The organism is Lysinibacillus sp. UBA6686, from assembly GCF_002455205.1.
Lineage (GTDB): Bacteria > Bacillota > Bacilli > Bacillales_A > Planococcaceae > Lysinibacillus > Lysinibacillus pakistanensis.
In genome coordinates this window covers 130,297-141,266 of the sequence record NZ_DKJS01000037.1, presented here as the reverse complement: position 1 = coordinate 141,266, position 10,970 = coordinate 130,297, and the positions used below count along the sequence as shown (strand labels likewise).

The following is a 10,970-nucleotide window of genomic DNA, read 5'->3' as shown; positions in this document are numbered from 1 at the left end:
GTCCCTTGACCATTTAGTTTTTCAACACTATGGACGTGCAAACATAAACCGTTTGCACGTTTTTTAGGTTTTGTCCAGATAGATTCGATTTATAAAGTGAATAAACAATGGGAGATTCCCTACTTCGAAGTATTTGGTGAATAAATGCGTTTACCTTGCTTTTTTTGACCTTTTTCCGTGAACATTTAGGAAAATATGATACACTTAAAAACGATACTAAAATATAAAAGAGAGTTGAAATTACATGGCAACAGAGCAACCATTTTTACCGATACTATTAGGATCAGATATGAATGCATACGGTATGGCACGAGGATTTTATGAGGCATATGGCATAAAGCCACTTGTTTTAGGACGTTCACATTTAACAGCTACACAAGATAGTCATATTTTAGATTTCCAGGAGATTGATCGCTTAAATGAACAGGATGTATTTGCGCCTGCCCTTGCACAGGTGGCGAAAAAATATGCTGATAAAAAACTACTACTATTAGCCTGTGGAGATGATTACGCAAAGCTAATTATCAAAAATAAGCCAGCACTACAGGAGCATTTTACAGTTCCTTATATTGATGAATCACTGATGGATGAAATTTTGTTAAAAGAAAATTTCTATAAAATGTGTGATAAATATAATTTTAAGTACCCTGGAACAACGACTGTGATGGCCGATAATTACGAAAATTTTACCCCTCCTTTCGATTACCCAATTATCCTAAAGGCTTCGAATTCGGTTGAATACTGGGCATGTAAATTCCCTGGTAAGAAAAAAGTTTTCGTTGCCCATGATGAAGCTGAAAAATCAGCCATATTAAAAGCAATCTATAGCTCAAGCTATCAAGATACAATGATCATTCAAGAATTTATACCGGGCGATGATTCATATATGCGTGTATTAAATGCGTATGTTGGCAAAGACGGTAAAGTTAAGCTTATGTGTTTAGGGAATCCAATTTTAGAAGAGCATTCACCTGAAGGCATTGGTAGTTACGCAGCTATTGTTACCACATATGATAAAGAATTGCTGGATCAGGTACGCAACTTCTTAGAGGATATTGGTTATACAGGCTTTGCAAACTTCGATATGAAATACGATATTCGTGATAAACAGTATAAGCTTTTTGAAATTAACTTACGCAATGGTCGCTCAAGTTATTATGTAACAGCAAGTGGTCATAATTTAATGAAGTATGTAGCTGACGACCATATGCTAGATATTGAACAAGATCTAACATATGTGCAGGATAAGCATTTATGGATGATTATTCCTAAAGGTGTATTATTCAAGTATGCATCCAATGAAAAGCTTAAACTTGAAGCAAAAAAATTAATCCGTGAAGGGAAATATACAAATTCTCTTTATTTTAATGAGGATATGAATGCCAAGCGTTGGGTCAAGCTAACATTAAATAATTTAAATTATTATCGAAAATATAAAAAATACTTTAATAATAAAGGATTATCCGAGTAAAACAAAGAAGCCATCTCATGTAGCTGAGATGGCTTCTTTGTTTTAAGGATACTGTCTATACTTCTATTAGCTCTACCACTACACCAGAGCGAGCATCTGCGGCAAATTCAAATGTTTGCATTTCTCCCGCATGCATACGAGAGATACCTCCACGATATACTGGAATTGTCATAATGCCATTTGTGAAATCGTCTGTTTTCATATAAATCCAAGACCCGTCAATGGGTGCATCCTTTTTAAATTCCTTTTTTATGTTTTCGAGTACTTGTCCTGCAGGTACATATGGAGAAACTTTTTCACTTGCTTCTTTAATAATGACTGCGGCAGCTAGACCAGTTGCGACACCAATTAAAAAATCACGTAATTTCATGCTTCTTTCCTCCTTTTTCTATATCTTCATTTTAGCATAGTAAGGGGAGTGAATGCACGTTCACACTTTAGCAGTTTCAGGAAATGTATCAATATTTCGAAATCGGAAATAAATATGATACAATAGGCAGGAAGAATATTCTACTTCGTGGGGAGAGAGTCATCATGAATGAGGAAACAAAAAATTTATTTAAAACATTAACAGAATTGCCAGGCGCTCCAGGGAATGAGCATGCTGTTCGTGCTTTCATGCGTACTGAGTTAGAAAAATATTCGGATGAAATCGTTCAGGACAATTTAGGGGGTATATTTGGTGTAAAGCATAGCGAAATTGCTGATGCACCAAAAGTATTGGTAGCTGGTCATATGGATGAAGTAGCATTTATGGTTACATCAATTACTGACAATGGCATGATTCGCTTTCAAACACTGGGCGGATGGTGGAATCAGGTAATGCTGGCACAGCGTGTTGAAGTATTTACGAAAAATGGAGCCATACCTGGTGTAATTTCATCGATTCCTCCACATTTATTAACAGATGCTGAGCGTTCCAAGCCAATGGAAATTAAAAACATGCTAATAGATGTTGGTGCTGATAATAAGGAAGATGCGATTGCTTTAGGTGTTCGTCCAGGACAATCTATTATTCCTATTTGTCCATTTACACCAATGGCTAATCCAAAAAAAATTATGGCAAAGTCATGGGATAATCGCTATGGATGCGGACTGGCAATAGAGTTAATGAAGGAAGTGCAACATGAAAAACTTGGTGTCCATTTATATTCTGGCGCAAACGTAATGGAAGAGGTTGGTTTACGTGGTGCTCAAGTATCTGCAAACATGATTAAACCTGATCTGTTCTTTGCTTTAGATGCTTCTCCAGCGAATGATATGTCAGGAGAAAAAAATCAATTTGGTCAATTAGGTAAAGGAACTTTATTACGTATTCTTGATCGCACAATGGTTACACATCGAGGAATGCGTGAATTCATCTTAGATACAGCGGAATCAAATCATATTCCTTATCAGTATTTTGTGTCACAAGGAGGCACAGATGCGGGTCGTGTGCACACAGCAAATGACGGAGTGCCAAGTGCAGTTATTGGTATTTGCTCACGTTATATTCACACTTCTGCGTCTATTATTCATATTGATGATTATGCCGCTGCAAAAGCTTTGATTGTAGAATTAGTGAAAAAAGCAAATCGTTCGACATTAGAGACGATACACGCTAATGTATAAAGTAGGATGAAAAGGTGCCTAAAAGGGCATCTTTTTCTATGTAAAGGAAGAGGTGGTAGACATGAAAATCGCTATTGGAACAACAAATAAAGCAAAAATAGAAGCTGTTGAAATCATTGTTAGCAAACATTTAGATAATCCAAGGTTTACATATATCAAGGCTGCATCACAAGTATCTAATCAACCCATGACTCATAAGGAAACAAGATTAGGTGCTATCAACCGTGCTAAAAATGCGATGATTGAAGCGGGTGCACAATTATCATTTGGCTTAGAGGGTGGTGTAACAGAGATTGATGGTTTAATGTATGTTTGCAATTGGGGAGCTCTTGTTGTAGCAAATGGCACTACCTATACGGCTGCTGGTGCACAAATACTATTACCAGAATCAATTGCCCAGGAAATAAGAGCTGGTAGGGAGCTAGGACCTGTGATGGAGCAATACACTCAGCAAAAGGATATTCGTCAGGGAGCAGGTGCTGTGGGTATTTTCACTCAAGGCTTAATAAGTCGTCAGGTGATGTTTGAGCATATTGTCTCTCTTTTGGTTGGTCAATATTTGTTCACGTTGGCACATGAATAGTATGATAGAATTAGTGATAATGGAATAGTGAAGTTGCAACCTTACAAAAATTTTTTTAAAATATAGAGAAAAAGTTAGCAATGAAAGGAAGAGAGACATGTCTCATACATGGCTACGTGCAGCAGGATTAATGGTTGTGCTATTGGGACTTTCTGGCTGCAATCAGTCTGTAGATGACCAAATTAGTAAAGGCCTTCAACTAACAGAAACAGTTTTCGCAGAAGAGCCTGCAGAGCATACAGATAAAATTGGGAATGTAGAATTATATTTACCCTCTCATTTTAAAATTGAAGATAGCACGGATGCATATAATATATTAATTGCAAAGGGAAAAGAAAGTTTTATTCTGTTCATTAATGATCGTGAAGACGCAGATAGTAAACTTTATTATAATCTATTAAAAGAGGATAGCTCGAAAAAAATTATGAAAGAAAATACCTATGAAAAGAATGGCATTTTCGGTTTCTCAGCTGTTTCCAAAACTGACAATGAGAATGAATTTGAGCTAATTGTAAGCAGTGGTGGTATAAAAATGACAACCATTTCACAGGCAAAACGTATAGAAGAGAATTTATCAGAGATGACGAAAATTGTACATTCGGTTAAGATTAAATAATTAGATAGTTTTGAACAGTACGGTTCACAAACGGGTGAACCGTTTTCTCTTCATTTCAATATTCAAATTTTTTTATCGGTCAACCTTGACAATTACACTAAATAAATTGTAAAGAAAGGATGTGAGCAAGGTGAAACAGATTAAATCAGAGCAACTTGTCTCTCTATTGAAACAACGTTTAAATGAAGAAAAATTTAAATTTGATTTTGATAAAAAGCATGATAAATTGCGCTTGAATCATAAAAAAACTGGTAAAGGGATGGAGCTATCACTTCCAGGTATTTTAGCAAAGTATAATGAAAAGCAGGAAGCTGCAGTTGATGAAGTTGTTTATACAATTGAGCAAACCTTTCAGGCGATGGAGCAAGAAAAAGAACAAGGTTTCCAAGCATCTACTCAAATTTATCCTGTCATTCGCTCTACATCCTACCCCAAAGCCTCAAAAGAAGGACATGCATTCATTACTACGGAGCATACAGCTGAGACACGTATTTTTTATGCCCTGGATTTAGGAAAAACCTATCGTTTTCTAGATGAAACCATGTTAGAGGTATTACAATTAACAGAAGAACAAATACGTGAAATCGCACGTTTTTCAGTGAAGACACTACCGACTGTCTATAAGAAGGATGAAGTAGCAGGGAATATTTTCTACTTTGTCAATGTGAATGACGGATATGATGCAAGCCGCATTTTAAATGAGAGCTTTTTAAAAGAAATGAGTACGATAATTGAGGGGGATATGACATTATCTGTGCCACATCAGGATGTCCTAATTATAGGTGATATTCGGAATGAAACAGGGTATGATGTATTAGCACAGATGACAATGCATTTCTTTACTGTCGGAACTGTCCCGATTACCTCATTATCTTTTATCTATGAAGATGGGGAACTAGAACCAATTTTTATATTAGCAAAAAACAGAGTGAAAAAGGAGCAAGAAAAACAATGAACGTATTTTACAACAAAGAGCATGTTGGCGATGTATTGCTAGTCCAGTTAGCAACGGAGGCAATTGTAAAAACAGAAGTAGAGCGTGCTGGTGATATTGCCATTTTAAAGGAAGCTCAGACAGGCGAAATAAAAGCATTTAATTTATTTAATGCAAGCCGCTATGTACAAACAGATGCAAAAGGACTTGTGGAAATAACACCCGAATTAGTAGAACAATTAGAAGTTGCTATTGCTAAAAATGGAGCTACTATTAGCTTAGATGTAGATTTTACGCCAAAATTCGTAGTGGGTCTTGTAGAGACAAAGGATAAACATCCAAATGCTGACAAGTTAAGCGTTTGTACTGTAAATGTTGGTGAGGAGATATTACAAATTGTTTGTGGAGCACCTAATGTCGAAGCAGGTCAAAAGGTTGTTGTAGCGAAAATTGGTGCAGTAATGCCCTCTGGAATGCTTATTAAAGAAGGAAATTTACGTGGTGTTGATTCACATGGAATGCTGTGCTCAGCGCGCGAACTTGCTATACCAAATGCGCCTTCAGAAAAAGGGATTTTAGTGTTACCAAAAGATGCAGAAATTGGTAGTGCGTTTGAGGCACCAACACGTTAAAATAAAAGATGTATTTGTAAAATCGTTACGCTACTAAAATGCTAGTAGCATAACGATTTTTTTGTATGGTGAGCCTCTAAATACAAGTTTCTATAACATTTTTATGGTATGCTTTTTGATATAGACATTGTGTTATTTTATCTTTATCTTTATCTTCATTCAGTAAAAGTTTTTGTATTGAAAGCAAAGCGGCAGATGTTTTATGCGCATAAGCGTAGCGGCAGCGGCAGATACAGAAGACAGACTCCCACACCTCTATAGGTGTCGAGATGAATGTGGTTTTCCTATTCAGTAACCGCCTGCTGAATCAAGATAAAGTCCCTGGCGGATGTCAGGGATTTTGAAGAGGAGCTTTTCGAGCTAAGCTTGAAAAAAATCCGGATGTAATTGCGCTAGGGCGTAATTGATATAGACAATGCTATAAATGAAGTGTATGAGAAATGAGTGAAATAGAGTGAATTGGTTTAAAAAACAAATTAATAAATTTATAAATAAAGATGACAATGAATACGAATACGAATATGAAGACATGTATGAAAACTACGATGAACAGACTGAGCAGCAACATGTGAAAGAATCACCTGCATCAAAACAAAAAACTTTTCGTTTCCCGTTAATTGAGGATATGGAAATCTCACCTTCTCCAACATCTACATCGCAATCAAAAGATGTATTTAATCAAGTGGAAGATGATTATTATGGACAAATCGAAGAATTATCACTGCCAAAGCATTTAAATAAACATATTGTAGATTCTAGTGTTTATGATGTGGAGGTTTCTGGTATTCGGGAATTATTAGCTAATCGTTCAAAGCGAACTGGCAGAACAACCATGACAAAAAATCAACCTGAACAGGGGTACCGTTCAAAAGCAAGTTTAGTTTTTCGGGATGCGCAAAATGAGCAACCAACACCTAAACCAAAAGAGAATAATAGTTCACCAGAAAAAACGATAGAAAATAGTATGCCTGTTAATCGAAAACGTTTTGTACCGAGTGATGTACCTTCACCAGTTTATGGATTTGCCAAGCCTAGTCCTATAGAACAATTATTGGATAAACGCAAGGAAGAACTCGACAAAAAGGAGTTTTCAATACCTACAGAGCCTAAGGTTTTAAAAGAAACGACAACAAATGAGGCTTTCGAAAATATACTAGAAGAAAAAGAGCCAATTCGCCCAGTACAGGAAGAGGTCTCTGAACGATTTGAAATGCCAGAATCCTTTGAAACATCAACAAAGCAACCGATTATGTTTGATGAAGATTTTTCACAAGAAATAAGCGATTCTGACGATGTGATGCAAGCAGAAGCAGAATTGCCCCTTCCCCAAACAACCTCTTTTGCTGTTGCGTTTGAGGATCAAGTAAAAGAGGCTGTTCAGCATGAATTGGATGTCGAGCAACTTACGGCGGACCAATCAGAAATTCATGTGAAGGAAGTTATTGTGGAGCAGGTTCAAATTGAAAATTCTACAATTCATATTGGTGAAGTAACAGTAGTTCAACCGCCAGTAAATGAAGTTATTGAGCAGGAAATGTTAGAAGATCAATCACTTGAGGCTGTCCCAAAGCAAGATAAAAGTCGTATTCCTTTTAATGTATTAATGTTAAAAACGGATAAAGAGAAATGGCGAATTCAACAACAATCTAAAAAATTAAAGCCATCTACTATTGTTGAAAAAAAGCAAGATGAGCAAAGCGAGTCTTCTGAAGCGATAAGCTTTGATGACGAGCATCCATTAGGACCATCCATACAAGAAGAAATAAAACATCCAGTTTCTACTCAGATTATTGGATTAGAGGCAGAGGAAGACGAAGTAACAGCTCAACAGGTGGAGAAAATAGAGTCATCTATTCCAAATTCTCCAATCAATGCTTCGTCAGATAGTGTCTCTGTCATTACAATGGCACCAGTAGCAACACTGGCTAGCGTATCAACCTTAGAAAAGACAGCTCCAGAATTAGATAGTCAACATGAAATTTCAGCGACTACTGATATGGAGGCACCATCAATTATCGAACATGAATATCTCAGTGAAAATGTTGGGTTGCTAAACGAAGAGGCTAAAATGGACGATCAAGAGCAGTCTTCAAACGAAACTCTCGAAGGAATTCAAGAGAAGGGAAATCCTTCAAAGCCTGTTCATGTGTATCAAAAGCCGACAGATGAATATTTAGAGCCACCTGAGGAAAAAACACAAGACACAGAGTGGATGGAGCAGCAGGGAGATACCTTAGTTGAAGCACTTTCATATTTCCAAGTATCTGCTCAAATTGAGTCCATCATGCAAGGACCTGCTGTCACGCAATTTGAAATAACAGTTAGCCATGGTACAAAGGTTAGTAAGATCCGTAATTTGGCAGATGATTTAAAGCTAGCATTAGCAGCGAAAGATATTCGAATTCAGGCGCCTATCCCTGGAAAGAGTTCTATTGGAATTGAGATTCCGAACCGTGTCTCTCGCGCTGTTCGATTATCAGAAGTAACAAATAGTGCCTCCTTCCTTGAGTCAGAATCACCATTAGAGGCTGCTTTGGGTCTGGATTTAACTGGGAAACCAGTAACGATCGATTTGCGTAAAATGCCCCATGGTTTAATTGCAGGGGCAACAGGTTCAGGAAAATCAGTTTGTATAAATTCGATTTTGGTTAGTTTGTTATATAAAGCTGCTCCTCATGAATTAAAGCTAATGCTTATTGACCCTAAAATGGTAGAGCTGGCTCCGTTTAATCATATTCCTCACCTAGTTAGCCCTGTTATTACAGATGTTAAAGCAGCTACAGCTGCATTAAAATGGGCAGTAGAGGAGATGGAGCGACGCTATCAGCTATTTGCTCATGCAGGTGCACGTGATATTACACGGTATAATGCTTTAGCAGATAAAAATAATGAACATAGCCTTAAATTGCCTTATATGCTTATTGTCATTGATGAGTTAGCTGATTTAATGATGATGTCTCCAGCAGATGTTGAGGAAGCGATTTGTCGTATTGCACAAAAGGCACGTGCATGTGGTATCCATTTAATTGTTGCAACACAAAGACCGTCTGTTGACGTGATTACAGGTCTAATTAAATCAAATATTCCTACACGTATTGCCTTTGCAGTATCTTCACAAATAGATTCTCGCACAATTTTAGATGGGCAAGGAGCAGAAAGATTACTTGGACGAGGCGATATGTTATATTTAGGGAACGGTATGTCCGCCCCAGTACGATTACAGGGGACATTTGTGACTGATGATGAAATCGAGTCCATTATTGAACATGTCCGAGAGCAGGGTGAACCTGATTATATTTTTGATCAGGAGGAGCTTTTGAAGAAAACGGAGATTTCTGCGGAGCAGGATGATTTATTCGAGGAAGTTTGCCGATTTGTGTTTGAACAGGGGGGAGCTTCTACGTCCTTAATCCAGCGCAAATACCACATTGGCTATAATCGTGCTGCCCGATTAATTGATATGTTAGAATCTCATGGATTTGTGTCTGAGGCGAGAGGCAGCAAACCACGTGAAAGTTATATTACAGAAGAAGATTTAATTACTATGTTTGAATAAGAATTGCATGGATTTCGTATAGATTATCTTATTTACGTCGAAATTAGTATTTTTAGAAAAGTTACACATTTATCCTTGTGCATAAATAGTGCTATAATAGACAAGATGTGATGACAAGTACGTATTTTTTAGCACGTTTAAAGGTATTAATACCTAACAATTGGTGAAATAATACGGTACACCTAATAGATGATAGATGGGATATTGATATTCCCGGGGGGTTTAATTAATGACAGTTTTTCATTTCACAGGCATTAAAGGTTCTGGCATGAGTTCGCTTGCACAAATCTTGTTTGATGCTGGTGAACAAGTACAGGGCTCAGATGTTGATAAATATTTCTTCACAGAACAGCCGTTACGTGAACGTAATATTCCAATTTTTACATTTAATCCAGATAATATTAAAGAAGGTATGACAATTATTGCAGGAAATGCTTTTCCTGATGATCATCCTGAATTAGTGCGAGCACGAGAAATTGGTGTAGAGATTATTCGCTATCATAAGTTCCTAGGGGAATACATTGGAAATTATACATCAATTGCCATTACAGGTGCACATGGTAAAACTTCAACAACTGGCTTAATGTCACATGTTGTCGGAGGATATAAACCCACTTCTTATTTAATCGGTGATGGAACAGGAGCTGGGCATGAAAATGCAGAATTCTTTGTGATGGAAGCGTGTGAATACCGCCGTCACTTCTTAGCATATAATCCAGATTACGCTGTCATGACTAATATCGATTTTGACCATCCAGATTATTTTGCTAATATAGAGGATGTTTATTCTGCCTTTCAATCATTGGCTTTACAGGTAAAAAAAGCAATTATTGCTTGTGGTGATGATGAACATTTACAACGTATTCAAGCAAAGGTACCTGTTGTTTATTATGGCTTTGGAGAAGAGAATGATTTTGAAGCCCGTAATGTGGATAAAACAACAGAGGGTACTAAATTTGATGTTTTCGTGCGCAATGAATTTTACAGTACATTCTTTATCCCATTGTTTGGGGATCATGCTGTTTTAAATACATTAGCTGTTATTACACTTTGTCAGTATGAAGGTATCTCACCAGACATTATCCAGGAACGTTTAAATAGTTACAAAGGTGTAAAAAGACGTTTTACAGAAACGGATATTGGCAATAATGTTTTAATAGACGACTATGCCCACCACCCAACGGAAATCCGTGCAACGATTCAATCAGCTCGTCAAAAATTTCCAGAGCGTGAGCTAGTAGCTGTTTTCCAACCACATACATTTACACGTACACAAGCTTTTTTACAGGATTTCGCTGATAGTCTAAGTCTTGCAGATACAGCATATTTATGTGATATATTTGGCTCTGCAAGAGAAACACAAGGCGCGCTATCCATCCATGATTTGGCGTCGTTAATTGAAGGCAGTGCAGTGATTACCACTGAAGGAATTGAAGTCTTAACAAAACATGAGGGCGCAGTATTTTTATTTATGGGCGCAGGCGATGTTCACAAATTCCAAGATGCTTTTGAAAACGTGTTAAAAAACAACGAAACAGCTTAGTCCGTAAGGAATAAGCTGTTTTTT

Annotated in this window: 9 protein-coding genes; 8 read left to right on the top strand and 1 reads right to left on the bottom strand. The window is 37.1% G+C overall.

Features of this window, described 5'->3' with window-relative positions; all coding sequences use genetic code 11:
- The first annotated feature begins 244 nt into the window (after positions 1 to 244).
- On the top strand, positions 245 to 1,471 hold the full coding sequence (locus B2R82_RS09810) for an ATP-grasp domain-containing protein (protein ID WP_286924670.1): 1,227 nt from the start codon (positions 245 to 247) through the stop codon (positions 1,469 to 1,471).
- 55 nt (positions 1,472 to 1,526) lie between these two features.
- On the opposite strand, the gene B2R82_RS09805 is transcribed toward B2R82_RS09810, so the two are convergent.
- Complete coding sequence (locus tag B2R82_RS09805) at positions 1,527 to 1,841, bottom strand: hypothetical protein (RefSeq protein WP_283869213.1); 315 nt, start codon at positions 1,839 to 1,841, stop codon at positions 1,527 to 1,529.
- A 164-nt stretch (positions 1,842 to 2,005) separates the two neighbouring features.
- On the opposite strand from B2R82_RS09805, the gene B2R82_RS09800 reads away from it, so the two are divergent.
- The 7 genes from B2R82_RS09800 (at position 2,006) to murC (ending at position 10,946) form a co-directional block, all read left to right on the top strand.
- Positions 2,006 to 3,082 carry a M42 family metallopeptidase gene (locus tag B2R82_RS09800; protein ID WP_286924669.1) on the top strand — a complete coding sequence of 359 codons (1,077 nt, stop codon included), beginning with the start codon at positions 2,006 to 2,008 and terminating at the stop codon, positions 3,080 to 3,082.
- Between the two features lie 61 nt (positions 3,083 to 3,143).
- A complete protein-coding gene (locus tag B2R82_RS09795; protein ID WP_286924668.1) occupies positions 3,144 to 3,665 on the top strand; it encodes a DUF84 family protein in 522 nt (173 codons plus the stop codon).
- Between the two features lie 97 nt (positions 3,666 to 3,762).
- Entirely contained in the window at positions 3,763 to 4,281 is a 519-nt protein-coding gene (locus tag B2R82_RS09790) for a hypothetical protein (RefSeq protein WP_286924667.1), read from the top strand.
- Positions 4,282 to 4,411: 130 nt separating this feature from the next.
- Positions 4,412 to 5,236: a DUF1444 domain-containing protein gene (locus B2R82_RS09785; RefSeq protein ID WP_286924666.1), complete on the top strand. Its 825-nt coding sequence runs from the start codon at positions 4,412 to 4,414 to the stop codon at positions 5,234 to 5,236.
- A complete protein-coding gene (gene ytpR / locus B2R82_RS09780; protein ID WP_286924665.1) occupies positions 5,233 to 5,847 on the top strand; it encodes a YtpR family tRNA-binding protein in 615 nt (204 codons plus the stop codon). The genes B2R82_RS09785 and ytpR overlap by 4 nt, the downstream gene beginning before the upstream one ends.
- Positions 5,848 to 6,301: 454 nt before the next feature.
- Complete coding sequence (locus B2R82_RS09775; RefSeq protein ID WP_286924664.1) at positions 6,302 to 9,403, top strand: DNA translocase FtsK; 3,102 nt, start codon at positions 6,302 to 6,304, stop codon at positions 9,401 to 9,403.
- Positions 9,404 to 9,632: 229 nt separating this feature from the next.
- Positions 9,633 to 10,946 carry a UDP-N-acetylmuramate--L-alanine ligase gene (gene murC, locus B2R82_RS09770; protein ID WP_286924663.1) on the top strand — a complete coding sequence of 438 codons (1,314 nt, stop codon included), beginning with the start codon at positions 9,633 to 9,635 and terminating at the stop codon, positions 10,944 to 10,946.
- Positions 10,947 to 10,970 lie beyond the last annotated feature (24 nt).

What these genes read in the sequence shown, in the direction of transcription:
- B2R82_RS09800 (WP_286924669.1), top strand. Translation starts at nt 2,006, where the DNA reads ATGAATGAGGAAACAAAAAATTTATTTAAAACATTAACAGAATTGCCA.
- B2R82_RS09790 (WP_286924667.1), top strand. Translation starts at nt 3,763, where the DNA reads ATGTCTCATACATGGCTACGTGCAGCAGGATTAATGGTTGTGCTATTG.
- B2R82_RS09810 (WP_286924670.1), top strand. Translation starts at nt 245, where the DNA reads ATGGCAACAGAGCAACCATTTTTACCGATACTATTAGGATCAGATATG.
- B2R82_RS09795 (WP_286924668.1), top strand. Translation starts at nt 3,144, where the DNA reads ATGAAAATCGCTATTGGAACAACAAATAAAGCAAAAATAGAAGCTGTT.
- B2R82_RS09805 (WP_283869213.1), bottom strand. Translation starts at nt 1,841, where the DNA reads ATGAAATTACGTGATTTTTTAATTGGTGTCGCAACTGGTCTAGCTGCC.
- ytpR (WP_286924665.1), top strand. Translation starts at nt 5,233, where the DNA reads ATGAACGTATTTTACAACAAAGAGCATGTTGGCGATGTATTGCTAGTC.
- murC (WP_286924663.1), top strand. Translation starts at nt 9,633, where the DNA reads ATGACAGTTTTTCATTTCACAGGCATTAAAGGTTCTGGCATGAGTTCG.